The sequence below is a fragment of the Pseudomonas sp. CFBP 8771 genome (genome assembly GCF_014841695.1).
GTDB lineage: Bacteria > Pseudomonadota > Gammaproteobacteria > Pseudomonadales > Pseudomonadaceae > Aquipseudomonas > Aquipseudomonas baltica.
On sequence record NZ_JACYUJ010000007.1, the window covers coordinates 220,304 to 243,565 of the forward strand.

The following is a 23,262-nucleotide window of genomic DNA, read 5'->3' on the forward strand; positions in this document are numbered from 1 at the left end:
AACCCAGACTCATCCTCTGGGTCTGCTGCGGTGCTCGGTCAGGGGCACCATGTAGACCGGCACCGGGGACAGCTGCAGCACGCGGGCCGCAGTGCGTCCCAGGGGAACGTCAACAGTGGCAGCGTGGCTGTGACTGCCGAATACCAGCAAGTCCACCGCCAGTCGCTGGGCCTGGTCGAGGATGACCTCGGCTGGATCCCCTTGCCTCACGCGCACGGCGCGGATCAAGGCCAGGCCTGGCTCGTCGTCGCCCAGGTCGCTGCGCAGGCTCTGCAGGACCTTCTCCTCGATCCCGGCCATGACGGTATTGAGCCCTTGATTGTGCAGGCGGTCGAGCGTGGACTCGTCCAGGTAACTTTGCAGCACCGATTCGGCGATCAGGCCCATCGGCTCCACGGCATGGATGACATACAGCTGCGCGTTGAAACTGCGTGCCAGGGCTACGGCGTGCTGCATGACGAACGGGGCATATACCCCCAGGTCAGTGGCGTACAGCATGGAGCGGATCATGCGACCTCCGAAGTGGCCAATGCGACAGGCATACTTGAGCGTAGCAGTGCCGCCCGCCGTGCACCGGTCGTCGGCGCATGGCAATGGCACAAATCCGTTGTCTGCATGCGCTCTAACGCGCTAAGGTTCGACTCCCCCGCCGCTCATAATCATGCTGTGCCTCGCCGTGCGGGGTTCGCTGGCGGCCGGCACCCGTGACCTGACGAGTAACACGATGGCTGACCTACCGATCGACGACCTTAACGTCGCTTCCAACGAAACCCTCATCACCCCTGCGCAGCTGAAGCGGGAAATCCCCCTCAGTGCCGCCGCGCACACCACCGTGGCCGCTGGCCGTGAAGTGGTGCGCGATATTCTCGATGGGCGTGACCATCGCCTGTTCGTGGTCATCGGCCCGTGCTCGATCCACGACATCGATGCAGCGCATGAATATGCGCGCCGGCTCAAGGCGCTGGCCGCCGAAGTCTCGGACACCCTGTATCTGGTCATGCGCGTGTACTTCGAAAAACCGCGCACCACGGTGGGCTGGAAAGGCCTGATCAACGATCCTTACCTGGACGACTCGTTCAAGATCCAGGACGGTCTGCACATCGGTCGGAAACTGCTGCTGGATCTGGCCGAAATGGGCCTGCCTACCGCGACCGAGGCGTTGGACCCGATTTCGCCGCAGTACCTGCAGGACCTGATCAGCTGGTCGGCCATCGGCGCGCGCACCACCGAATCGCAAACCCACCGTGAAATGGCTTCGGGCCTGTCCTCGGCCGTGGGCTTCAAGAACGGTACCGACGGCGGCCTGACCGTGGCCATCAACGCGTTGCAGTCGGTGTCCAGTGCGCATCGGTTTCTGGGCATCAACCAGGAAGGTGGCGTATCCATCGTCACCACCAAGGGCAATGCCTACGGCCACGTGGTGCTGCGCGGCGGCAACGGCAAGCCCAACTACGACTCGGTCAGCGTGGCGGTGTGCGAGCAGGCGCTGGAAAAAGCAGGCATCAAGGCCAACATCATGGTCGACTGCAGCCACGCCAACTCCAACAAGGACCCGGCACTGCAACCGCTGGTGATGGAGAACGTGGCCAATCAGATCCTGGAAGGCAACCAGTCGATCATCGGCCTGATGGTGGAAAGCCATTTGAATTGGGGCAGTCAGTCGATTCCCAAGGATTTGGGCGACCTGCAGTACGGCGTATCGGTCACCGATGCGTGCATCGACTGGGCCAGCACTGAAAAGACACTGCGCAGCATGCACGCCAAACTCAAGGATGTATTGCCCAAGCGGAGCCGCTGAAGCCAAGGGCCGGGTCAATAGCTTCCACTGACCCGGCCTTGCGGCATGCAGATGCAGCCTGGCTTTCTACAGCTTGGCCGCACGGCGCTGGTGGCGTTCCATGTAGCGCTCGACATAGGAGCACGACGGGATCACCGTGTAGCCATGGCTCTCGGCGTAGTCCAGAGCCTGCTCGGTAAGTGCCGCAGCGATGCCCCGCCCGCGCAGGGCGTTGGGCACGAAGGTGCGATAGATGTCCAGGGTCTGTTTGCCCAGGTCCATGTAGGTGAGGTACGCACGGTGGCCGTCGATATTGATTTCGAACTGGTGACCGGCCTGGTCGTGGTGGATCGAAAGCGCCTCGCTCATCGCGTTTCCTCGCGGGTCTTGGATTTAGACCTCTACCTTACCGCTCTTTGTACAACGAAGAAACAGTTGCGCAGGCCTGTGCTGATTTTGTCATCAAACGCAATCGTGATGCCTGCAACGGCAGCAAACAACATCAGCGTGCAGGCGAGTTGATTGTCTTCGCCGCAACTCATTTTCGACTTCCCGGCCATCCCTCAACTGCGTGCGGCCGAAGACATTTAAACCCTGCCTTAGTTCATGCATCAGGCAATTACGCGATGCACTTGCGCACGCCCCTGGGTTGCGCCCAACCAGCGCTAGACCGTGGTTTGCGGCTTACGTTCCGCACCTCGGGGCATGGGTGGATTTTTTTTCATCTCTTGCGCTGCGTCCGTTTACTTACTACAAGTAATGAGTAGTATGTACGGCGGCTAGTTTCTCATTCATGAGAAATGGCTACTTAAAAGAATGTCCTTCGAAGGGGAACACAATGAACAATGCTCTGAAATTCTCTGCACTGGCCCTGGCCGCCGTTCTGGCTACCGGTTGCAGCAGCGCAACCAAAGAAACCGAAGCTCGCCTGACCGCTACCGAAGACGCCGCTGCGCGCTCGCAAGCCCGTGCCGACGAAGCCTACCGCAAGGCTGACGAAGCGCTCACCGCCGCTCAGAAAGCCCAGCAGACTGCCGACGAAGCCAACGAGCGCGCTCTGCGCATGCTCGACAAGGCCAGCCGCAAGTAACAGCCTTTTCCGAGGCTGTAAAAAAACCGACCCACTGGGTCGGTTTTTTTATGGGCGCAGCAACAGCCGACTAGGGTGCGGGCGGGCTGCCGGGCGCGCTGCTGATCATCGGGACACCAGCCCCGGCAATTTCGACCGGCAGGCCGTCTTCGGCGGCGACCACATCACGGACCACGTCCCAGTTCATCTTGATGTCCGGGGCGAAGTCGCGACGGTTGAGCAACGCATTGATGACGGCGGTGTGCCTGTCCAGGGTCACCGGATCACCCTTGTCGGTCAGTTGCGCGTGGGCTTCCAGGTACACCTTGCCGCCGCTCATGCCGAACTTGTAGGACTCGTTCATGATGCGCACGCCAGTTCCAACCGGCACCATGCTGGCCAGCTCCAGCACGTTGTCGTTGTACATGCGGAAGCAGCCATGACTGGTGCGCATGCCGATGCCGAACTGCTTGTTCGAGCCGTGAATCAGGTAGCCCGGCAGGCCGAGGGTGAATTTGAAAGGCCCCAGCGGGTTGTCCGGGCCGGCAGGCACCACATTGGGCAGCGGATCACCGTCTGCAGCATGCTCGGCCTTGATCGAGGCCGGCGGCGTCCAGGTCGGATTCGGGGTCTTGGCGATGATCTTGGTGTGCGCGATGGGCGAGCCCCACCCTTCCCGGCCAATCCCCAGCGGATAGGTACGCACGACGTCCTCGCCCTTGGGGTAATAGTAGAGGCGGTACTCGGCCAGGTTGATGACGATGCCCTCGCGCGGACCCGGCGGCAAAATGAAGCGAGTCGGCAGGACAATCTGTGTACCGGCACCCGGCAGCCAGGGGTCGACGCCAGGATTGGCAGCGACCATTTCCAGATAGCCGAGGTCATTGGCCGTCGCGATGTCGGCGAAGGTGTCCTCGTACTTGGCGGTGATGGTCTGCACCTGGCCGATGATGTCTTCACCCGCAGGCGGCAACGGGAATTCCAGCGCCATGGCCGGCGTCGCTGCGAATGCGGCGGCCAGCAACAGGCTGCGGGTGAGGACGGAAAGGCTCGGCGGCATCCAGGAAATCCTTGGTCGAACTGAACGGGACAATGCCCCGATTGTACGCGCAGTTGCCGGGCGCGTGTAGACGGGGGCCGTCAGGACGCCGATCAGGGGATCGACTGCAGCTCGGGCCATACCGGCCGTGTGCCCTTGCGCTGGGCGAACAGGATGGCCCTGCACAGTTTGCACAGCCGTTGGTCACGAAAGATCAGCTTGTGCACTTCCAGCCAGCGCGGCTGGGCCGGGAGCAAGGTTCCACACAGGGTGCGGTCCACCGAACCGCCCAGTTCCAGCTGACGCGCAGCCAGGTGCACGCGACTTTCCTGGCAGGCGAACAGGTCCAGCTGATCGTCGGGCTCGATCAATTGATAGGCAAACAGGGACCAGGCGGGACGCGGCATCGGGGGCTCCAAACAGGGGGCGCCACATTAGCCGAAAGCCCGCGCGCAGAAAAGCGTCAAAGCAAGGGTTTGAGCGTCGGCCAGACGTTTTCCAGTAGTTTGCCCTGGGCGCCAGCCGTGGGATGCACGCCGTCGGCCTGCATCAGTGTCGGCACCCCGCCGACCCCTTCGAGCAGAAATGGCACCAGGGCCACTTTTTTCTCTTCTGCCAGCGTGTGATAGACCTGGGCGAACGACTGGGTGTAACGCGCGCCGTAGTTGGGCGGCAACTGCATGCCCAGCAACAGGACCTCGGCGCCGGCCTTGCGGGAGACCTCGATCATCGACGCAAGATTCTGTTGCAATTGCGTTACGGGCATCCCGCGCAGGCCATCGTTGCCACCCAGCTCGAGCACGACCAGGTCCGGCTTGTGCGCTGCAAGCAGCGCGGGCAGCCGCGCCGAGCCATTGGCCGAGGTGTCGCCAGTGATCGAAGCGTTGACCACCTTGTCGCTGAAACCCTGCTGTTCCAGGCGCTGCTCGAGCAGCGCGACCCAGCCGGCACGGGTATCCAGGCCGAAAGCCGCGCTGATACTATCGCCAACGATCAGTACCGTACCTGCCGCTGCACTCTGGGCGGCCAACATCAGGCCCAGGCCAGCACTCATCAACCACATTCGCATCGGGACTCTCCATGGGCGCAAGCATTCTTACAGCGCGGAACCTTAGCAAAGTGGTCACCAGCGCGGAAGGTGAACTGACCATTCTGCACGAACTCTCGCTGGAATTGGCCAAAGGCGACAGCCTGGCCATCGTCGGCGCATCGGGTTCGGGCAAGTCTACCCTGCTCGGCCTGCTGGCCGGCCTCGACCTGCCCAGTGCGGGCAGCGTGACCCTGGCCGGCCAGGACCTGGGCACCCTCGACGAAGACCAGCGCGCGCGGGTACGAGCCGAACACGTCGGTTTCGTGTTTCAGTCGTTCCAACTGCTCGACAGCCTCAATGCCCTGGAGAACGTGATGCTGCCGCTGGAGCTCGACGGCCGCAAGGATGCCCGAGAACATGCGCGCACGTTGCTCGAACGGGTCGGCCTGGGCCAGCGTCTGACCCACTCGCCCCGCCAGCTCTCGGGCGGCGAACAACAGCGTGTCGCCATCGCCCGCGCATTCGCGGCCGAACCGGACGTGCTGTTCGCCGACGAGCCCACCGGCAATCTCGACAGCCATACCGGCGAGCGCATCAGCGACCTGCTGTTCGAGCTCAACAAGGAACGCGGTACCACCTTGGTGCTGGTAACCCACGACGAACGCCTGGCGCATCGCTGCCACCGCCTGATCCGCCTCGATGCCGGGCGCCTCGTCGCGCCCCTGGAGCCCTGATGGCCGGCCTGCCGATGTTGCGACTGGTGGCCCTTGCTGCCCGTCAGCTGTTGCGTGATGCGCGTTCCGGCGAGCTGCGCGTGCTGTTTTTCGCCTTGCTGGTGGCGGTTGCTGCCAGTACCGCAATCGGCTACTTCGGAGCACGCCTCAACGGCGCGATGCAGTTGCGCGCCACCGAGTTTCTCGGCGCCGACCTGATCCTGCAGGGCAGCAGCCCGGCGCGTCAGGAGCAGATCGATGCAGGCATCAACGCTGGCCTGGATCATGCGCGGGTGGTGGAATTCGCCAGCGTGATTGCCGCCGACAGTGGTATCCAGCTGTCCAGCGTCAAAGCGGTCGATGAGGCTTACCCCTTGCGCGGCGAGCTCAAGAGCGCAGCGCAGCCGTATGGCGAGGAAACCGCTGGGGACGGGCCCAGGCCCGGCGAGGCGTGGGCCGAGTCACGGCTGCTGGCCGCGCTGAACCTGAAAGTGGGCGATACCCTGGATGTAGGCAGCAAGACCTTGCGCCTGGCACGGGTGCTGACTTACGAGCCGGACCGTGCCGGCAATTTCTACAGCCTCACGCCCCGGGTGATGATCAACCTGCAGGACCTGGCTGCGACCAATGTAGTGCAACCGGGCAGCCGGGTGACCTACCGTGAACTGTGGCGCGGCGCTCCCGAACGGTTGGCCGGTTATCAAAAGCAGCTGGAGCCGGGACTCGAACCCAACCAGCGCCTGCGTGATGCCAGGGACAGCAACCAGCAGATCGGCGGCGCGCTGGGCAAGGCCGAGCGCTACCTGAACATGGCGAGCCTGGTGGCAGTGCTGTTGGCCGGCGTGGCAGTGGCCATGTCGGCCAGCCGCTTCGCCGCGCGACGTTTCGATGCCAGCGCCCTGCTGCGCTGCCTCGGCCTGTCGCGGCGCGAGGTGATGCTGATGTTCTGCGTGCAGCTGGCACTGCTGGGGCTGCTGGCGTGCCTGAGCGGCGCGCTTATCGGCTGGCTGGCGCAGCTGGTGCTGTTCCAGATGCTGCACGGACTGCTGCCAGCCGTGGTACCGGCCGGAGGGCTGTTTCCTGCCCTGGCCGGCATCGGCACCGGGCTGGTGGCGCTGGCCGGTTTCGCCCTTCCGCCCCTGGCGGCCTTGGGCGCGGTGCCGCCCTTGCGCGTGCTGCGTCGTGATTTGCTGCCAGTGCCGCCAAGCACCTGGCTGGTGTATGGCACCGCGCTGCTGGCGCTGGGCTTGATCATGTGGCGGTTGAGCCTGGACCTGGTGCTGACGTTCGCTTTGCTCGCCGGCGGCCTGTTGGCGGCGCTGATCCTGGGTGGTCTGTTGTTGCTGGCTTTGAAAAGCCTGCGCCGCTTGCTGGCGCGTTCACCCCTGCCATGGCGCCTGGGGCTCGGGCAACTGCTGCGCCATCCCCTGGCGGCTGCCGGGCAGGCGTTGGCCTTCGGCCTGATCCTGCTGGCAATGACACTGATCGCACTGCTGCGCGGCGAGCTGCTGGACAACTGGCAGAACCAGCTACCCGAAGACGCGCCGAACTATTTCGCCCTGAACATCCTGCCGGACGAGCGCGATGCCTTTGCCGGCCACCTGCAGCAGGCCGGCGCCCGCTCGGCGCCGCTGTACCCGGTCATGCCGGGGCGTCTGGTCGACATCAACGATGCACCAGTGCAGGAGCTGGTCGAAAAAGACTCGCGCGGTGAACGCGCGGTGCAGCGGGACCTGAGCCTGACCTGGGCCGAGCACCTGCCCAACGGCAATCGGATAACCGCCGGGCAATGGTGGAATGCTACCGAGCGCGCCGACGTCCCCGGTGTATCGGTCGAAGAAGGGGTGGCGCAGAGTCTGCATCTCAAGCTTGGCGACCGTCTGACGTTCAATATCGGCGGCTCCAACCGCGATGCCGTGGTAACCAGCCTGCGCACGGTGGACTGGAACAACTTCCAGCCCAACTTCTTCATGATCTTCCAGCCTGGCACGTTCGACGACCTGCCGACCACCTACCTGACCAGCTTCTATATTGCGCCTGGTCATGATTCACAGGTGGTCGAACTGTCCAGGGCATTCCCGGCGGCCACCATTCTGGGGGTCGAGGCGCTGCTGGAACAGCTGCGCAGCATCCTCGCCCAGGTCACCCTGGCGGTGGAGTACGTGCTGCTGTTCGTGCTGGCAGCGGGCATGGCTGTGTTGTTTTCCGGGCTGCAGGCCACGCTGGACGAACGCATCCGCCAAGGCGCGCTACTCCGTGCGCTGGGTGCCGAGCGCAAGCTGCTGGTCAAGGCGCGGCGCATCGAGTTCGGACTGCTGGGCGCCGCCAGTGGTGTGCTGGCAGCACTGGGCAGCGAGTTGATCAGCTTCGTGCTGTATCGCTACGCCTTCGATCTGGTCTGGACGCCGCACCCTTGGCTGCTCTGCTTGCCATTGATCGGCGCGCTGCTGGTGGGTGGCGCCGGGGTGTTCGGCACCCGTCGAGCCCTCAACGCAAGCCCGTTGCAGGTGCTCAGGGAAGGCTGAAACGCCGCGGGCGATTCAGCGCAGCGTGATGAGCCCCTGCCGGGCGATGCGCACGGCATGGGCAATCACTTCGTGGGCGTCTCGGGCCGACGGTGCCTGGATCACGGCCAGCTCGAAGCTGTTGTCGGGCAGGCTCTTCAAGGCACTGTGCTGGTCGATGAAACGCGCCACGAACGCACCGGGCTTGCCACGGCGACGCGGCCAGCCATCGAGGCTGCGCAGCAGGTTCGGCTGATGCTGGCCAACCAGCAGGATACGGGGATTGCGCAGGGATGGGCTGGCCGGGATCGGCGCAAGGCAAACGATGGGACGGGGACAGTTCATGATGGTGTTCTCAGCCTCGACCGCTTCATGTGGGAGAGCTGGGCAGCGGTGGGAGGCATCACCGAACCAGCGCTTTAGCGGTATTTCGAGGGCTCGTGAAAACCCCCAGGCGCCCCGCAAGTAGCTGTCTAAATCGGCGCATGAGCGGTAATCCTAGTGAACGGGCAGGCACGAGTCAACCGCCTGACTCGCAGGGCTTGCGACGGATGCGCACCGGATTCAAGCAGGTTTGTAGGAAATCTGGTTTACGTACCAGAGCGCTTCGCCATCGGGGATCTGCACGACGATGTCGTCGCCCTCCTGCTTCTTCAGCAGGGCACGGGCCATGGGTGAGTCGATGGAGATATAGTCATTGCGGCCATAGATCTCGTCATAGCCAACGATGCGGAATGTCTTGCGCGCGCCCTCATCGTTCTCGATCTCGACCCAGGCACCGAAGAATACCCGCCCTTCCTGTTCGGGCGAATAATCGACGACCTTGACGTCTTCCAGGCGCTTGCGCAGGTAGCGCACCCGGCGATCGATCTCGCGCAGCAGTTTCTTGTTGTACTGGTAGTCGGCGTTCTCACTGCGATCGCCCAGCGATGCTGCCCAGGCGACCTTCTGCGTAATCTCCGGACGATAGACGCGCCACAGATGATCGAGTTCGGCCCTCAATGCCTCGTGCCCTTCACGGGTAATGATGTTCGTTGCCAACACGGTCTCCAGCCAGGCTCAAAGCCGTAGCCTACAGCAAACGCCCTGCCCTGCCAGTACGCCTGGCGTTCAGCGAGCAGACGCCAGCTTGCGGGCGCCGGGCTCCAGTGAGTCGCGTTCGCGGGCGAATGCCAGGTAGTACTTGTTCACACTGTTGACATAGCTCACCGAGGCCATGCCCATCTGCTCCATGGCGATGCGTTCGGTCTGGAAAAACCATTGATCGGGGTTGAGGCCGCGGCGGCGGGCCTCCTTGCGCATTGCCTGCACCCGCTCAGGGCCCATGTTGTAGGCGGCCAGGGTGAAGGCCATGCGTTCACGTTCGTTGAGTTTGTTGCTGGAAAAGAACTTGCGGCGAATCATCGCCAGGTATTTGGCCCCGGCCTGCACGTTGTTGTCGAGGTTCTGGATGTTGCCCACGCCCACCCGCCGCGCCGCCGAGGGGGTGATCTGCAGCAGGCCGGTCGCGCCGCCACCACCGCGGGCGGCCGGATCGAGCTTGGATTCCTTGAAGGCCAGCGCCGCGAGGTTGAGCCAGTCCATGTGCTGCTCGCGGGCGTGCCGCTGGAGCACCGGGCGCAGCTTTTCGAGGCGCTGGCGGTCGCTGCGGGCCAGTGGATAGTGAACCTTGTACAAGCCGCGGTAGACCTTGACGAAGGCGGCATCCTGGTCGCTCGGCGCCTTGTAAGAGGCCAGGAAGCGATCGACGCTGGCGCCCAGCTGCGGTGCGTCGCGGCGCACGTACCAGCTGACCGAGCCCGGTGCGCTGAGCACCACGCGACGGTCTACCCGCAGTCGCGGCATGACCTTGGCCCAACGCTCGGCGATAGGCAGTTCGACTACGGTCAACGGGTAGATCCCGGCTTGAACCATCTCCAGTACGTCTTCTGCGGCCAGGCTTGGGTCGACCCATTCGATGTCGATGGGCGCCAGCTTGCGCAACGCCAGTTTCTGGTTCAAGCGTTCGATTGCGGCGCCTGCGGCGCTGCCGTTGGACAGGGCCAGGGTCTTGCCGGCCAATTGTTCGACCCGTACGTAACGCCGCCCGCCTTTGCCGCCCACCAGCACGAAAGGCACATTGGCGACCACCGCATCGCTGGCCGCGACCTTGCTGGAAGGATGCAGCTCCATCAACTCGCCCGGCGCGACCAGGTCGCCTTCGCCGCGCTGCAGGGCGCCGAGCAGTTGCTCCTTGGCGCGCGGGATGATCTTGAGCTGCAACGCCTGGCCTTTGCCGGCGTGAGCATTGAGATAACCTTGAAAAGCCTGCAGGCGGTGGTATTCGACGCCAATGGCCTGACCGCGAACCTGACCAGAGCTGTTGCGGCTCTGGTTGACCAGCACGCGCAATACCTTGCTCGACTGGATCTGCGCCAGGTCGCGGACCTTGGCCGGGTGCGCCGCCAGGGGAGGCCCCGCCGGACGAGCGGCGGCAGCCGAGGGGAGCCCGAGGGCCAGACAGAGCATGACAATCAGTGATCTAAGGCCCATGGTTCCCCGGCAATGTCCTGAGCAGCCCCTCACGGACCGCCACAACCTTTTGAAGTTCTTGGCTTTCTTGCCAATCGCCAAGCTCTGGTATGCTTTTCGCCTCCTGCTTCGAGGTAGCACCATGCAACTCATCGATATCGGCGTCAACCTTACCAACGACAGCTTCGCGCAGAAGCACGAGGCGGTCCTGCAGAGGGCCTACGAGGCGGGCGTCTGTCAGCTGGTGCTCACCGGGACCAGCGTCGAAGGCAGCGAACAGGCGCTGCAACTGTGCCAGCAGTGGGATGAGTCGGGCGAGCGGCTGTTCAGCACTGCGGGCATTCATCCACACAGCGCCAGCGAGTGGAACGGCGACAGCGCCGCACGCCTGCGCGACCTGCTGCGCCTGCCGCAGGTGAAGGCCGTAGGCGAATGCGGCCTGGATTTCAATCGAGATTTCTCGCCGCGCCCACAGCAGGAAAAGGTGCTGCAGGAGCATCTGGCCCTGGCCGTGGAGCTGCAGCTGCCGGTATTCCTCCACGAGCGCGACGCCCACCAGCGCCTGCTGGACATTCTCAAGGACTACCGCGACCACCTGCCTGCTGCCGTGGTGCACTGCTTTACCGGCGAGCGCCAGGCGTTGTTCGGCTATCTGGACCTGGACCTGCACATCGGTATCACCGGCTGGATCTGCGACGAGCGTCGCGGCACCCACCTGCACCCGCTGGTGGGCAGCATTCCTGCCGCGCGGTTGATGCTCGAGAGCGATGCCCCGTACCTGCTGCCGCGCACCTTGCGCCCCAAGCCCAAGAGCGGCCGCAACGAGCCGGCCTTCCTCACTGAGGTCCTGCGTGAAGTGGCCCTGCATCGCGGTGAAAGCGTGGCCGAACTGGCGCTGAGCACGACGGCCTGCGCGCGGGCGTTTTTCGCCCTGCCTGAAATCCCCAGCGCCGCAGCTGGCCTCTATGGCGCCGATAGCGAAGCTTGATTCGCGGCCAATGCCAGGGCTGACTATTATCGTTCTCAACTGATCCGGACCAGGATAGAGCTGAACAATTCGCCGGTGGCAGGACTCTACAGGTCATGCCATCCAGAGATGGCTCAAGCGACATCGTCTTGTTGATCCAGGTCCCGTTGCACCGCGCCCAGGGAGCATTGAGCCATGAACGACACCACCGCATTGAAGATCGTCAACGACCCGAACAACGGCCTGCGTGTGTCGCGCGCCATTGCCCTGCCATTGCTGGCTCTTTCAGCCTTGATGCTGGTCGATGCCGCCGCCTGTGCCAGCATTGGCGAAGCGGCCATCGGTGTCATTGGCCTGGTTGCCGCGTTCGCCCTGGGCCGCGGCCAGCGTGAACCCAGCCAGGCCGAGCTCAGCCAAAAACTGTCACCGTCTGCCGGCTGATAGCCAGCAGCTCTCCCTCGGGGTTCCACATGGCCGCAGAGGTGTGCCCGTAGCCATCGCGGGCATGCTCGATCAGGGCCTGGTAGCGGCACCAGTCGCCGCTGCGCATTGCAGGCATCGGTTGAATGAACTCGATAGTCCAGGTCAGGCTGCTGCCGGGCGCAGGCTTGCTCAAATAGGGCAGCAATGCAGGCGGCCAGGCGTCGCCCAATACCAGTAACAACGCTTCGGTGATCGGCTCATCGCGATCATGCTCACGCAGCTGCATCCATCCGCCGATCCCGGCGACCGGCGTATTGCTGAATGGCAGCGCGCCGATTCCCCAGCGCATGTCCAGATGGCGAATGTACTCGGGCGTGACCCCAGGCAGATATGGCAGCGCGGTGGACTGTTCCAGCGTTTTCATGGCCGGCACCGGCATCGCGCTGAGGGTGATCGCCGATTCGCGCGGTAGACCGAAGCTGGCCTGGACCACGGTCATGGTGCGTCCGTTCTGCACTGCCCGCGCCAGCACCGAGGTCACCGCACTGCCCTCGCGCAATATTTCCACCTGTAGATCCATGGGGACTTCCAGTTCGGCTGGCCCCACGAACGTGATTGCCATCGAACGCACCGGCCGGCCAGGGACCTGCGCCGCCATGGCCTCGTGCAGCAAAGCGGCCATGAGCCCGCCGTAGCAGGCGCGACCCTGGCTCCATTCGCGAGGTACGGTAACGCTGTGGGGTGGACGTCGTGCGCTTGCCAGCAAGTCGCGAAGGTTCATGGGCCGGCCTTGGGGTGGTTGTCGATGGGCTTGATGGTAGACAGCTCGGCGTCAGCGCGCAGCTTTCATATCGGCCAATTTCCAGTTCAAGCGGTCGTCGAGGCATGCCGCGCTACGAAGTCACGCGCCCAGCCGTACGGCCCAGTTGCCGGCGCAAGCGGGTCAGCGCAGCACGCAATTGCTCGCGCGAAACCGGTCGACCACCATAGCGCTGGGCCATGAAGGCGTAGGCGAAGGTCAGGATGGCCTCGCTTTGCGCGGGCAAATGAACGGCTGCGCGCTCGGCGAAGGCCATGGCGCCCTCGCCGGCATGGCGCACCAGGCCACGACGGCGCAACAGGCGCTCGAACGCTGCGAACTCCTTGAGCTGCGGATCGACCCGCCGGCGCCAGGGCTTGAGCAGCCAGACACTGGCCAGCAGCATGAACGACAGCCCGCCGATCGGCAGCGCCCAGCGTTGCAGGCCCTGGAACCAGCGAGCGAGAAATTCGATCTGGCGCTCGCCCTGATACTCCAGCACCCAGCGCTGCCATCCGTAGTTGAGGTTGTCCCATTGCAGGCGCAGGTCGTTGAGCCAGGTCAAATGAGGGTAGCGCAGCGGCGAAAAGGGTGAGCCGGCAAGGAATTCCTCGTCGGCCGACAGCGCCTGCTGCAGGCCCTGCTCGACCCGCGCCGGGGCCACCGCCGCAGTGGGATCGGCCCGTTGCCAGCCCGTGCCTGCCTGCCAGTATTCGACCCAGGCATGGGCTTCGAACTGGCGCACGGTCAGGTAATTGCCCGCCGGGTTGAGTTCGCCGCCCTGGTAGCCGGCCACCACCCGCGCGGGCACCCCTGCCACACGTAAGGCATAGACCATGGCCCCGGCGTAGTGGGCGCAGAAGCCGCGCCGGCTGTCGAACATGAATTCGTCGATACTGTCGCGGCCCAGTACTGGCGGATTGAGCGTGTAGTGAAAAGGCAGTTCGCGAAACTGCCGCAGCATTTCATCCACCAGTGCCTGAGGCGTGTCGAAACGGGCACGCAGACCCTGTGCCCACTGGCGCGTGCGCGGATCGCCCTGGGCCGGCAGTTGCAGCGCGGTGCGCAGCGCCGGGGCGGCCAACTGCGGCTCGCGAATCACCTGCGGCCACGACGTCACCGCGTACATCAGTGGCTGGTCGACCGGACGGCGGCGCTGCAGGCGGCCATCGCTCAACTGGCGCACGCCGGGCAGCGCGGTACGTGCCACGTCCAGCGCAAACAACCAGGGCTTGCCGCTGGGCTGCTGGATGATCTGATAATCCAGGGACGGACCCGTTGGCTGCCAATCCGCTGCCAGTTGGGTCTGGATCCACGGCGACTGGCTCCAGGTCCGGCCGTCGTAGACATCCAGGCTCAGGGCACGCCAATAGAGGTCGCGCTTGGCCGGTATGGCGCCGTCGAAGCTGGCACGAAAGGCTACTTCGCCGGACTGGCTGAGACTGGCGACGTCGGCCGGGCTCATGCTTTCCGACAGACCGGTCACGCCCTGGCCCGGCTTGGGCAGCGGCAGCGACCAGAGCGGTTCCAGGCGTGGGAAGAACACGAACAACAGCAGCATCAGCGGCAGTGCCTGCAACACCAGGCTGCCCGCCAGTTTCAACGTCGCCATGGGCCGGGCAATCAGCTGGGTCTGCTGCAGACCGATCAGGGCCGCCATTAAGGCCAGCAGCGGCAACACGCTGTAGAGCGCCCAGCCCAGGCTGGCATCGAACAGATAGGCCACTGCCAGACAGAACAAGCCGAGGAAAATCACCACGCGGGCGTCGCGGGCAGTCTGCATCTCCAGCAGCTTGAGCAGGAACGCCGCCACCAGCAGCGCGGCGGTGGCCTCCAGGCCCACCCAGGTGCCGCTGGACAGATAGACGCCGGCGGCCACCGCGAGCATCAGCGCCACCTTGATCAGCCGCCCCGGATAGCGCGCACGCATGCGAAACACCTGCACGCGCCACAGCGTGCAACTCAACCACAAGCCCAGCAGCCATAACGGCACGTGCAACCACAGCGGTACCAGTACCAGCGATTGTGCCAGCAGCAGCCAGGTCAGGCTGACGCGCGGAATGGCGGCGGGCGTACTCATGGCCGCTCTCCAAACAGCGCCAACGCCCGCAGGCACGCTTCGCGATGAGCATCGCCGCTGTCGGTGTCGAGGCGATTGCCGGGCAGTTGCAAGGCGAACGGTCGCTGCTCGCGGGACAGGGTCAGTACCCAGTAGCAGAGCCGCGACAAGCGCTGTTCGACATCGCCGCCCAGTGCCACGAAGTCCAGGCACAGCTCCTGGCCGCGAAGGTCGGCGAAGTCCTTGACCAGCAGTCCTTCACCGCGCGACCAGGCCTTCCAGTGCATGCGCCGCCAGGAATCACCGGGCTGGTATGGCTTGAGGCCTTGGAAATCATCCACGCCCTGGCCGTGCAGACGCTGCGCCTGGTCTTCGATGTCGGCCGATTCGCTGTGCAGCGTTGGCACTTCGCCTTGCAGGGGCTGGGGATACACCAGCACGCGCTGGCCCAGATCGACCCAGGTCCAGGCCATCAGCACTCCCAATGGAAAGCTGGTTTCCACGCGCATGCGCGGTGCTACCAGCCAGCCGCGGCGCTCGGTAGGCAGGCTCAATTCCAGCGCCTGTACATGATCGGGGGCAACGTCGCTGCGTTGCAGTTGCCGGGCATCCCAGCCAACGCCAATGGCCTGGTGCTCCTTGCCGCCGCTTTCCAGGCGCAAGCCAAAGCGTGCCTGCTCGCCGACGAACACCGAAGTGGCGCCGTTGCCACTGACGAGCAACCCACTAAGGTTGCGATAGGTGTGCAGGATGGCCACGACGAACACCGAACCCAGCAGGAACACCAAGGCGTAGGCCAGGCTGTTCTGGTAGTTGATCGCGGCGAGGAATATCAGCAGCAAGACGACGATGAACCCCGTTCCGCTGCGGCTGGGGACGATGAATATTCGGCGCTGATCCAGCTCGATGCGCGGCGCCGCTGGCAGCCGACGCACCTGCCAGCGCCGCCAGCGCTCGCCCAGCAGACGCTTCACAGCGCAGGCACCTCCCGCAGCAGCCACTGCACCAGCGCCCCGCCACCTTGTCCGGCGGGGTCGGCGCGCTCGCGCAGGCGATGACTGGCCACCGACGGCAGCACGGCTTGCACGTCCTCGGGAATCACGTAGTAGCGGCCGATCAGCAACGCCCAGGCCTTGGCGGCAGCGAGCAGCGCCAGACTGCCACGCGGCGACAGCCCGTAGGCAAACTGGGGCTGGCTGCGGGTAGCTTCCACCAGGCGCAGTACGTAATCCACCAAAGCGTCGCTGGCGCGTACCGCACGCGCCTGGGCTTGCAGCGCGGCCAACTGCGCATGATCGAGCACCGCGTTCATGCGCGGCAGCAGATCGCGTCGCGCTTCGCCCATCAGCAGGGCTTTCTCTGCGGCCTTGGCCGGGTAGCCGAGCGACAGGCGCATGAGAAAGCGGTCCAGCTGCGATTCGGGCAGCGCGAACGTGCCGCCCTGGGTCGTGGGGTTCTGCGTGGCAATCACGAAAAAGGGCTGGGGCAGTGGCCGGGTAGCGCCTTCGATGGTGACCTGGCCTTCTTCCATCGCTTCGAGCAAGGCACTCTGGCTTTTCGGGGTGGCGCGGTTGATTTCGTCCGCCAGCACCAGTTCGGCGAAGATCGGCCCGGGGTGGAACACGAAGCGCCCGCTGTCCTTGTCGAACACCGAAGTGCCGAGGATGTCGCTGGGCAACAGATCGGAAGTGAACTGGATGCGCTGGAAACTCAGGCCCAGCACCTTGGCCAGGGTGTGGCTCAGGGTAGTCTTGCCCATGCCGGGCAGGTCCTCGATGAGCAGATGACCGTCGGCGATCAGGCAGGTCATCGCCAGACGCACCTGGGTTTCCTTGCCCAGCAGGACTTCGTTGACCGCTTGCAGGCACTCATCCAGTCGACTGCGCATGGCAGACACTCCTTGTCGATACTACGTCTGCAGAACGCGCCCGGCGCCTTGCGGCGACCTCGGGCGACTACCGTGCTTCAACGTCCGGCGCGTGACTCGCGAATGTAGAACCGCGCCTTCTCGGCCTTGCTGGTGCAGCCTTCGAAGGCTTCGAACTGTTGCTGGGTCTTGGCCCCGGTGAGCAGGGACAGGGCCTTGGAATAGCTGACGGTTCCGGCCAGGCCCTCGGCTTTGGCCAGATCGAGTTCATGCCACGCACCATCGAGCTGGGTGGCGCAGCTGTCGCGGTAGGCGGTCTTGCCAGCACAACCACTCAAGGCCAGTGCCACCAGTGGCACACAGATCCAGGCTTTCATCGATGACACCTCGGGAAAAACATCAGGGTAATGCTGGGTCAGACGGTATGCCATCTAAAAAGTGCCATTGCCAGGTCCATGGCTTGCCATTGTGGGCAGGTACAACGGCGCGCAAGTCAGTCCGGGCTTGCCAGTCGGTAGCCTACGCCCGGCTCGGTGACGATGAAGCGCGGCGCGGCTGGGTCGTCGTCCAGCTTCTGGCGCAGGTGGCCGACGACGATGCGCAGGTAGTGGGTGTCGTCGACATGGGTGGGGCCCCAGATATCCTTGAGCAGCTGCTGCTGGGTGATGACGCGCCCTGGATGGCGCGCCAGTTGTGCCAGCACTGCATATTCCTTGCGGGTCAGGGCCACCGGCGCGTCGTTGAGGATGACTCGGCGCAACGCCAGGTCGACCTGCAGAGGCCCCAATTGCAAGGCAGACTCCAAGGTTTCGCTGCCGCTGGACTGACGCAACAGCGCACGGACTCTGGCGAGGAACTCCTGAATGCCGAAGGGCTTGGTCACGTAGTCGTTGGCGCCACCGTCCAGGGCCTGGACCTTCTGCGCCTCGCTGGCGCGGACCGAAAGCACCAGTACCGGCACGGCACTCCACTGGCGCAATTGCTCGAGCACCTGCTGGCCGTCCATGTCCGGCAGACCGAGGTCCAGCACCACCAGGTCGGGGCGCATCAGCGCGGCCTGGCTCAGGCCCTCGGCGCCAGTGCCCGCTTCGATCACCTTGTAGCCCTGTGATGCCAGGCTGATGCGCAGGAACTTGCGAATCTGCGGCTCGTCGTCGATGACCAGAAGCGTGTTGGCCAGGGCGTTGCTGGCCCCAGAGGTGCTGGAAAGGTTCATGCTCAGGTGTCCGGGTCTGCGCCCGGTTGAGCGCGCAGTGGCAAGCATAAGGCGATGCAGGTGCCTTGGCCATCGATGCCGCTGGTCACTTCGACACGACCGCCATGGGCGCCAACCATGCCCTGACAGATCGCCAGGCCCAGCCCCGTGCCCTGCCCGCCCCGATCACCCCGGGCCGCGGTGTAGAACATGTCGAATATCTTCGCCCGCTCGGCTTCGGGAATGCCGGGGCCCTCGTCGCTGACCGCCAGCACCAGGCTGTCGTCGCGCACGCTGGCCGACACCTGCAGGCGCCCGCCCAGCGGCGAGAACCGAGCGGCATTCTCCAGCACATTGACCAAGGCCTGCTCGATCAGCGCCGCATGCACATGCAGCAGGGGCAGTTGCGCAGGCACCTGCACCTGGACCTGCAACGGCGCCAGGGGTGCGCGCAATCGCGCCACGGCGCTGGCGACGATATCGCCGGCTGCCACCCAGTCGCGAGCCAGCTTGAGGGCGCCGTGGCCCAGGCGCGTCATGTCCAGCAGGTTCTGAATGTAGCGGTCCAGGCGCTCGGCTTCGTCACGGGTGACTTCGAGCAAGGCCTGGCGATCGTCCGGCGCCAGCGCCGTGCCCAGGGCCAGCAGGCTGTCGATACTGCCGCGCATGGCCGTCAGCGGTGTGCGCAAGTCATGGGACACCGAGGCCAGCAAGGCACTGCGCAACTGTTCGGTTTCACCGTGCAGGCGGGCCGCCTCCAGATCCTGGGCCAGGTTGGCCCGCGCCAGGGCCTGGGCCACCGGCTGCACCAGGGCCTCGAGCAAGCGTCGACCATGGCCGTCGAGCCGCCCAGGCTGTCGTTCGCTCACCGCCAGCAGCGCCAGCACCTGCCCTTCCAGGGTCAGCGGCAACCACCACCAGCGCCCGGCGGGCAACGTCGCCGTGCCCAGCCCAGCAGGCTGGGCATGGTTGCCGGCCCACTGCGCGGCGGCCAGTTCGGTGGTCGAGAACTGCGCTGTGCTGCTGTGGGCCACCTTCCAGCCCTGCTCGCCGCGCTCGAGCAGACAGATGTCCAGCCCAGGCCAACCGTGCAAGTGCTGCGCGGCCGCGCTGAACACCGCCTGGCGGTCGGTCGCCGCCGCCAGCAGCCGGGACAGTTCCAGCAGTTGCGCGGTGTGTGCCTGGGTTTCGCGCAGGGCACTGAGCTGCTGACGCTGGCGGGCCGCCAGATTGCCCGTGAGCGCCGCCATCAACAGAAAGAACAGCAGGGTCAAGACGTCTTCCTGACGCTGGATGCTCAGGGAGAAGTTGGGCGGAATGAACAGAAAGTCGTACGCCAGGAACGACAGCGCCGCGCAGCTCAGCGCCGGCCCCGGGCTGCTGCGTACCGCCACCAGCAGCACTGCGGCGAGAAATACCAGAGAGATATTGGGCAGGTCCAACACCTGCGCCACCGCCCAGGCCAGTCCGCTGGCCAGCAGCGTGGCGGTCAGCGCCAGGGCATATTCGCGCCAGCGTCCAACAGGCCGTGCACGCCGTGGTTGCGGCGCATGTTCTTGAGTGCGCGCCAGTACGTTGATCTCGATGCCGCTGGGCTGGCGCAGCAAGCGCTCGGCCAGGCCCGCGCCGAAGCGGCGTCGACGTGACTGGCCGACCAGCACCAGATTGGCGCGGCGGTCGGCGGCATGCTGCAGCAAGGTCCTGGCCACTTCCGCATCGCGCAGCTCCACCACCTCGCCGCCCAGGCGCTCGGCCATCTGCTGGGCCAGCTGCAGGCGCTGGCGCGCCGCTTCGTCGAGCAGCGCGCCGTTGTCCACATGGACCACCGACCAGGGCAGATGGCGGCGACGCGCGACGCGGCTGGCGTGGCGCACCAGGCGCTCGGCCTGCTCGTCGCCGGCAATGCCCACCAGCAGCCGTCCCCGGACGCTGGGAGCCTGCTGGCCGAGGCTGCGATAACCTTCGTGCAGATCGTCGTCGACCTGGGCCGCCGCTGTTTGCATGGCCAGCTCGCGCAGGGCGCTGAGATTGGTCTGGGTGAAGAACGCGTCGATGGCCGCCCGCGCCTGCTCGGGCACGTATACCTTGCCCTCGCGCAGGCGTTCGAGCAGCTCGCGCGGCGGCAGGTCGATCAGCAGCAGATCGTCGGCTTCCTGCACCACCCAATCGGGCAGGGTTTCTCGCACCTGCACGCCGGTGATGGTCTGGACCTGGTCGTTCAGGCTTTCCAGGTGTTGCACGTTGACCGTGGTGTAGACGTCGATACCGGCGGCGAGCAGCTCCTGCACGTCCTGCCAGCGCTTGGCGTGGCGGCTGCCGGGGGCATTGCTGTGCGCCAGTTCGTCGACCAGCACCAGGGCCGGGCGGGCAGCGAGCACCGCGTCCAGGTCCATTTCCTCCAGCATCACGTCGCGGTACTGGCAACGCAGCAGCGCCTGCTGAGGCAGGCCGACCAGCAGCGCTTCGGTTTCTGCACGACCGTGGGTCTGTACCACCGCGGCCAGTACGGTGATGCCCTGACGCTGACGGGCATGGGCGGCCTGCAGCATGGCGTAGGTCTTGCCGACGCCGGGGGCGGCCCCCAGGAACACTTTCAAACGCCCACGCCCAGCGCTGGGCAAGGCGGCCAGCAAGGCATCGGCGCGGCCGGAATCACTCATGGCGCAGGCTCGTCATCATCGGGACTGCGACGGTAGCCGATCCAGCGCCTGGTTCAAAGCCAGTACGTTGACCACGGCCGGCCCGATGAGGGGAGATTCGGTATGTGCCTGCACCAACGCGCGCAGGGTCGACTCGGCCAGGCCGCGCTCGCGCGCCACCCGTGGCACCTGGTAGTTCACCGCCGCCGGTGGCAGATGAGGGTCCAGGCCGCTGGCCGAGGTGGTCAAAAGCGCCAGCGGAACCGGACCTTGCTGCGCATCGAACTGTTCATCGGCCTGCGCCAGCACACGGCTTCGCAGTGCAGGATTGCTCGGCGCCAGGTTGCTCGCACCGCTGGCCAGTGTGGCGTAGTCCGCCGCCGAAGGCCGTGAATGAAACCAACGCTCATCGGTAAAGGCCTGGGCGAGCAAAGCGGAACCGCGCACCTCGCCCTGCGCATCGCGCACCAGGCTACCGTTGGCCTGAGCGGAAAACACCCACTGGCCCACGGCCCATACCAACAGCGGATAGGCCGCGCCAGTGAGCAGGGTCATCGACAGAATCAGGCTCAAGGCCGGACGCAACAAACTGTTCATCTTTCAAGCTCCAGGGTCAGACCAGATGCAATGCAGTGAGGACGAGGTCAATGGCCTTGATGCCGATGAAGGGCACTACCAGGCCACCCAGGCCATAGATCAGCACGTTGCGCCGCAACAACTGCGCAGCACTGTTGGCCTGCACCCGCACACCGCGCAGGGCCAGGGGAATCAACACGATGATGATCAGGGCGTTGAAGACGATGGCCGAAAGGATCGCGCTTTGCGGGCTGGCCAGGTTCATCACGTTGAGCACGCCCAGGGACGGATACACCGCGGCAAAGAGTGCCGGCAGGATGGCGAAATACTTGGCGACGTCGTTGGCGATGGAAAAGGTGGTCAGCGCGCCGCGGGTGACCAGCAGTTCCTTGCCGATGCGCACGATGTCCAGCAACTTGGTCGGGTCGCTGTCCAGGTCGACCATGTTGGCCGCCTCGCGTGCAGCCTGGGTACCGTCATTCATTGCCACGCCGACGTCGGCCTGGGCCAGCGCCGGTGCGTCGTTGGCGCCATCGCCACACATCGCCACCAGCCGCCCATCGGCCTGTTCCTGGCGAATGCGCGCCAGCTTCTTCTGCGGCGTGGCCTCGGCCAGCACATCGTCGACGCCGGCTTCGGCGGCGATGGCCGCCGCGGTGAGCGGGTTGTCGCCGGTCACCATGACGGTGCGGATGCCCAGCTTGCGCAATTGCTCGAAGCGCTCGCGAATGCCCGGCTTGACCACATCCTTCAAGTGGATCGCCCCCAGCAATTGCTTGTCTCGGCACACCAGCAGCGGCGTGCCGCCACTTTGCGCGATGCGCTCGATATGGTCGGCCAGTGCGGCCGGAAGCTGCGCCCTGGACTGGCCGATGTAGGCCAGCAGCGAGTCGACTGCGCCCTTGCGGTAGCACTGCTGGTCGAGGTCGACGCCGGACAGGCGCGTCTGCGCGCTGAACGGCACCGACTGCCAGCGCTCGGCGGGCGGCTCGTCGACGCTGAACGACGGACGGATGAACTCGACCACCGACCGCCCTTCCGCCGTCTCGTCGCCCAGCGACGCCAACAGCGCGCCTTCGGCCATTTGCGCATCGCCGACGCCGGGGGCGGCATACAAAGCGCTGCACCGGCGGTTGCCGAAGGTGATGGTGCCGGTCTTGTCGAGCAGCAGCACATGGACGTCGCCGGCCGCTTCCACCGCGCGCCCGGACTTGGCCACGACGTTGAGCCTCACTAGGCGGTCCATGCCGGCGATGCCGATGGCCGACAGCAGGCCGGCGATGGTGGTCGGAATCAGCGTCACCAGCAGCGCCAGGAGGAACACCAGGGGCAAGCTGTGCCCGGAGAAGCGGGCGAAGGGCTGCAGGGTCACCACCACCAGCAGGAAGACCATGGTCAGGCCGATGAGCAGGATATCCAGCGCCACTTCGTTGGGGGTCTTCTGGCGCTTCGCACCTTCCACCAGCGCAATCATCCGGTCCAGGGTCGATTCGCCGGGGTCGGTGCTGATCTCGATCAGCAGCCAGTCGGACACCACCAGGGTGTTGCCGGTGACCGCCGAGCGATCGCCGCCCGACTCGCGGATCACCGGCGCCGATTCGCCCGTGATGGCGGCCTCGTTGACCGCAGCGATGCCCTCGCGCACCTCGCCGTCGCCGGGAATCATCTGCCCGGCTTCGACGCGCACCACATCGCCCTTGCGCAGCACAGTGGCGGCGACGTTTTCGAAACTGCCGTCGGCGCACTGTCGGCGTGCCTGCAAGCCCTGGCTGCCCGCTTTCAGGCTGTCGGCGCGCGCCCTGCCGCGGCCCTCGGCCAAGGCTTCGGCAAAATTGGCAAACAGCAGGGTAAACCACAGCCACACGGCGATCTGTACGGCGACCGCGGCCGGCACCGCTGGGTCAGGCAGCAGGCACAGGCCGGTGGTCAATACAGCGCACAACTCCACCACCAACAGCACGGGGCTGCGCAGCAGTCGCCGCGGGTCGAGCTTGACGAAGGCCTGCAGCAGCGCCGGTCGCCACAAGGCACTCAGGGTGGCCCCGGCGGGCGGTGATGGTTGCTTGGCAGCGGCAACGGTCGATCGGTTCATTG

23 protein-coding genes are annotated in these 23,262 nt (G+C 65.3%); 6 read left to right on the forward strand and 17 right to left on the reverse strand.

All coding sequences use genetic code 11. The features are described 5' to 3' along the window. Positions 1-9: 9 nt before the first annotated feature. Entirely contained in the window at positions 10-510 is a 501-nt protein-coding gene (locus IFT80_RS17555; RefSeq protein WP_185794454.1) for a universal stress protein, read from the reverse strand. Positions 511-724: 214 nt separating this feature from the next. Here IFT80_RS17555 and IFT80_RS17560 point away from each other — a divergent pair, with 214 nt between their 5' ends. Beyond that, positions 725-1,798 (forward strand): 3-deoxy-7-phosphoheptulonate synthase, encoded by a 1,074-nt coding sequence (locus IFT80_RS17560; protein WP_122476765.1) that lies wholly within the window; start codon positions 725-727, stop codon positions 1,796-1,798. Between the two features lie 66 nt (positions 1,799-1,864). On the opposite strand, the gene IFT80_RS17565 is transcribed toward IFT80_RS17560, so the two are convergent. Beyond that, positions 1,865-2,146, reverse strand: a complete 282-nt coding sequence (locus IFT80_RS17565; RefSeq protein WP_122476082.1) for a GNAT family N-acetyltransferase — start codon at positions 2,144-2,146, stop codon at positions 1,865-1,867. A 469-nt stretch (positions 2,147-2,615) separates the two neighbouring features. Between IFT80_RS17565 and IFT80_RS17570 the strand changes: the two genes are divergently transcribed. Beyond that, the gene (locus tag IFT80_RS17570) at positions 2,616-2,867 is read left to right on the forward strand and encodes an Lpp/OprI family alanine-zipper lipoprotein (protein ID WP_122476084.1); all 252 of its coding nucleotides are present in this window, start codon (positions 2,616-2,618) and stop codon (positions 2,865-2,867) included. A gap of 70 nt (positions 2,868-2,937) precedes the next feature. Here IFT80_RS17570 and IFT80_RS17575 read toward each other — a convergent pair whose 3' ends face one another. From IFT80_RS17575 to IFT80_RS17585, 3 genes are all read right to left on the reverse strand, one after another. Then, positions 2,938-3,906, reverse strand: coding sequence for a L,D-transpeptidase family protein (locus IFT80_RS17575; protein WP_122476086.1), 969 nt, complete (start codon positions 3,904-3,906; stop codon positions 2,938-2,940). A gap of 92 nt (positions 3,907-3,998) precedes the next feature. Then, positions 3,999-4,292, reverse strand: a complete 294-nt coding sequence (locus IFT80_RS17580; RefSeq protein ID WP_122476088.1) for a hypothetical protein — start codon at positions 4,290-4,292, stop codon at positions 3,999-4,001. 56 nt (positions 4,293-4,348) lie between these two features. Next, positions 4,349-4,954, reverse strand: a complete 606-nt coding sequence (locus IFT80_RS17585; RefSeq protein WP_122476089.1) for an arylesterase — start codon at positions 4,952-4,954, stop codon at positions 4,349-4,351. An 11-nt stretch (positions 4,955-4,965) separates the two neighbouring features. On the opposite strand from IFT80_RS17585, the gene IFT80_RS17590 reads away from it, so the two are divergent. Beyond that, positions 4,966-5,649: an ABC transporter ATP-binding protein gene (locus IFT80_RS17590; RefSeq protein ID WP_192053139.1), complete on the forward strand. Its 684-nt coding sequence runs from the start codon at positions 4,966-4,968 to the stop codon at positions 5,647-5,649. Beyond that, entirely contained in the window at positions 5,649-8,153 is a 2,505-nt protein-coding gene (locus IFT80_RS17595) for an ABC transporter permease (protein WP_192137965.1), read from the forward strand. Before IFT80_RS17590 ends, IFT80_RS17595 begins: the two co-directional genes overlap by 1 nt. Before the next feature lie 15 nt (positions 8,154-8,168). On the opposite strand, the gene IFT80_RS17600 is transcribed toward IFT80_RS17595, so the two are convergent. The 3 genes from IFT80_RS17600 to IFT80_RS17610 all read right to left on the reverse strand — a co-directional run bounded on the left by IFT80_RS17600 (position 8,169) and on the right by IFT80_RS17610 (position 10,664). After that, positions 8,169-8,477, reverse strand: coding sequence for a class I SAM-dependent methyltransferase (locus tag IFT80_RS17600; RefSeq protein WP_122713797.1), 309 nt, complete (start codon positions 8,475-8,477; stop codon positions 8,169-8,171). A 219-nt stretch (positions 8,478-8,696) separates the two neighbouring features. Further along, positions 8,697-9,173: a transcription elongation factor GreB gene (gene greB / locus IFT80_RS17605; RefSeq protein ID WP_192053135.1), complete on the reverse strand. Its 477-nt coding sequence runs from the start codon at positions 9,171-9,173 to the stop codon at positions 8,697-8,699. A gap of 69 nt (positions 9,174-9,242) precedes the next feature. After that, positions 9,243-10,664, reverse strand: a complete 1,422-nt coding sequence (locus tag IFT80_RS17610; protein ID WP_122476097.1) for a transglycosylase SLT domain-containing protein — start codon at positions 10,662-10,664, stop codon at positions 9,243-9,245. A 121-nt stretch (positions 10,665-10,785) separates the two neighbouring features. Between IFT80_RS17610 and IFT80_RS17615 the strand changes: the two genes are divergently transcribed. Both IFT80_RS17615 and IFT80_RS17620 read left to right on the forward strand, forming a co-directional pair. Continuing rightward, on the forward strand, positions 10,786-11,631 hold the full coding sequence (locus IFT80_RS17615) for a TatD family hydrolase (RefSeq protein ID WP_192137966.1): 846 nt from the start codon (positions 10,786-10,788) through the stop codon (positions 11,629-11,631). 174 nt (positions 11,632-11,805) lie between these two features. Then, entirely contained in the window at positions 11,806-12,051 is a 246-nt protein-coding gene (locus IFT80_RS17620; RefSeq protein ID WP_122476099.1) for a hypothetical protein, read from the forward strand. Here IFT80_RS17620 and IFT80_RS17625 read toward each other — a convergent pair. From IFT80_RS17625 to kdpB, 9 genes are all read right to left on the reverse strand, one after another. Beyond that, positions 12,020-12,814 carry an acyl-CoA thioesterase gene (locus tag IFT80_RS17625; RefSeq protein ID WP_122476101.1) on the reverse strand — a complete coding sequence of 265 codons (795 nt, stop codon included), beginning with the start codon at positions 12,812-12,814 and terminating at the stop codon, positions 12,020-12,022. The two genes, IFT80_RS17620 and IFT80_RS17625, sit on opposite strands and share 32 nt — an antisense overlap. 112 nt (positions 12,815-12,926) lie before the next feature. Beyond that, positions 12,927-14,912, reverse strand: a complete 1,986-nt coding sequence (locus IFT80_RS17630) for a transglutaminase TgpA family protein (RefSeq protein ID WP_192137967.1) — start codon at positions 14,910-14,912, stop codon at positions 12,927-12,929. Continuing rightward, positions 14,909-15,892, reverse strand: coding sequence for a DUF58 domain-containing protein (locus IFT80_RS17635; protein WP_446731000.1), 984 nt, complete (start codon positions 15,890-15,892; stop codon positions 14,909-14,911). Before IFT80_RS17635 ends, IFT80_RS17630 begins: the two co-directional genes overlap by 4 nt. Further along, positions 15,862-16,779, reverse strand: coding sequence for an AAA family ATPase (locus IFT80_RS17640; protein ID WP_192137969.1), 918 nt, complete (start codon positions 16,777-16,779; stop codon positions 15,862-15,864). Before IFT80_RS17640 ends, IFT80_RS17635 begins: the two co-directional genes overlap by 31 nt. 77 nt (positions 16,780-16,856) lie before the next feature. Next, entirely contained in the window at positions 16,857-17,135 is a 279-nt protein-coding gene (locus IFT80_RS17645; RefSeq protein WP_122476107.1) for a hypothetical protein, read from the reverse strand. A gap of 116 nt (positions 17,136-17,251) precedes the next feature. After that, positions 17,252-17,974 carry a response regulator gene (locus IFT80_RS17650; RefSeq protein ID WP_192053124.1) on the reverse strand — a complete coding sequence of 241 codons (723 nt, stop codon included), beginning with the start codon at positions 17,972-17,974 and terminating at the stop codon, positions 17,252-17,254. A 2-nt stretch (positions 17,975-17,976) separates the two neighbouring features. Beyond that, the gene (locus IFT80_RS17655) at positions 17,977-20,613 is read right to left on the reverse strand and encodes a sensor histidine kinase (protein WP_192058096.1); all 2,637 of its coding nucleotides are present in this window, start codon (positions 20,611-20,613) and stop codon (positions 17,977-17,979) included. Between the two features lie 15 nt (positions 20,614-20,628). Next, positions 20,629-21,189, reverse strand: a complete 561-nt coding sequence (gene kdpC / locus IFT80_RS17660; protein WP_192137970.1) for a potassium-transporting ATPase subunit KdpC — start codon at positions 21,187-21,189, stop codon at positions 20,629-20,631. A 16-nt stretch (positions 21,190-21,205) separates the two neighbouring features. Then, positions 21,206-23,260: a potassium-transporting ATPase subunit KdpB gene (gene kdpB, locus IFT80_RS17665; protein WP_192137971.1), complete on the reverse strand. Its 2,055-nt coding sequence runs from the start codon at positions 23,258-23,260 to the stop codon at positions 21,206-21,208. Positions 23,261-23,262 lie beyond the last annotated feature (2 nt).

Bases quoted from the DNA above. Each gene is read 5' to 3' on its own strand.
- IFT80_RS17555 (WP_185794454.1), bottom strand. From the start codon at position 510: ATGATCCGCTCCATGCTGTACGCCACTGACCTGGGGGTATATGCCCCG.
- IFT80_RS17560 (WP_122476765.1), top strand. From the start codon at position 725: ATGGCTGACCTACCGATCGACGACCTTAACGTCGCTTCCAACGAAACC.
- IFT80_RS17565 (WP_122476082.1), bottom strand. From the start codon at position 2,146: ATGAGCGAGGCGCTTTCGATCCACCACGACCAGGCCGGTCACCAGTTC.
- IFT80_RS17570 (WP_122476084.1), top strand. From the start codon at position 2,616: ATGAACAATGCTCTGAAATTCTCTGCACTGGCCCTGGCCGCCGTTCTG.
- IFT80_RS17575 (WP_122476086.1), bottom strand. From the start codon at position 3,906: ATGCCGCCGAGCCTTTCCGTCCTCACCCGCAGCCTGTTGCTGGCCGCC.
- IFT80_RS17580 (WP_122476088.1), bottom strand. From the start codon at position 4,292: ATGCCGCGTCCCGCCTGGTCCCTGTTTGCCTATCAATTGATCGAGCCC.
- IFT80_RS17585 (WP_122476089.1), bottom strand. From the start codon at position 4,954: ATGCGAATGTGGTTGATGAGTGCTGGCCTGGGCCTGATGTTGGCCGCC.
- IFT80_RS17590 (WP_192053139.1), top strand. From the start codon at position 4,966: ATGGGCGCAAGCATTCTTACAGCGCGGAACCTTAGCAAAGTGGTCACC.
- IFT80_RS17595 (WP_192137965.1), top strand. From the start codon at position 5,649: ATGGCCGGCCTGCCGATGTTGCGACTGGTGGCCCTTGCTGCCCGTCAG.
- IFT80_RS17600 (WP_122713797.1), bottom strand. From the start codon at position 8,477: ATGAACTGTCCCCGTCCCATCGTTTGCCTTGCGCCGATCCCGGCCAGC.
- IFT80_RS17610 (WP_122476097.1), bottom strand. From the start codon at position 10,664: ATGGGCCTTAGATCACTGATTGTCATGCTCTGTCTGGCCCTCGGGCTC.
- IFT80_RS17615 (WP_192137966.1), top strand. From the start codon at position 10,786: ATGCAACTCATCGATATCGGCGTCAACCTTACCAACGACAGCTTCGCG.
- IFT80_RS17620 (WP_122476099.1), top strand. From the start codon at position 11,806: ATGAACGACACCACCGCATTGAAGATCGTCAACGACCCGAACAACGGC.
- IFT80_RS17625 (WP_122476101.1), bottom strand. From the start codon at position 12,814: ATGAACCTTCGCGACTTGCTGGCAAGCGCACGACGTCCACCCCACAGC.
- IFT80_RS17630 (WP_192137967.1), bottom strand. From the start codon at position 14,912: ATGAGTACGCCCGCCGCCATTCCGCGCGTCAGCCTGACCTGGCTGCTG.
- IFT80_RS17640 (WP_192137969.1), bottom strand. From the start codon at position 16,779: ATGCGCAGTCGACTGGATGAGTGCCTGCAAGCGGTCAACGAAGTCCTG.
- IFT80_RS17645 (WP_122476107.1), bottom strand. From the start codon at position 17,135: ATGAAAGCCTGGATCTGTGTGCCACTGGTGGCACTGGCCTTGAGTGGT.
- IFT80_RS17650 (WP_192053124.1), bottom strand. From the start codon at position 17,974: ATGAACCTTTCCAGCACCTCTGGGGCCAGCAACGCCCTGGCCAACACG.
- IFT80_RS17655 (WP_192058096.1), bottom strand. From the start codon at position 20,613: ATGAGTGATTCCGGCCGCGCCGATGCCTTGCTGGCCGCCTTGCCCAGC.
- kdpC (WP_192137970.1), bottom strand. From the start codon at position 21,189: ATGAACAGTTTGTTGCGTCCGGCCTTGAGCCTGATTCTGTCGATGACC.
- kdpB (WP_192137971.1), bottom strand. From the start codon at position 23,260: ATGAACCGATCGACCGTTGCCGCTGCCAAGCAACCATCACCGCCCGCC.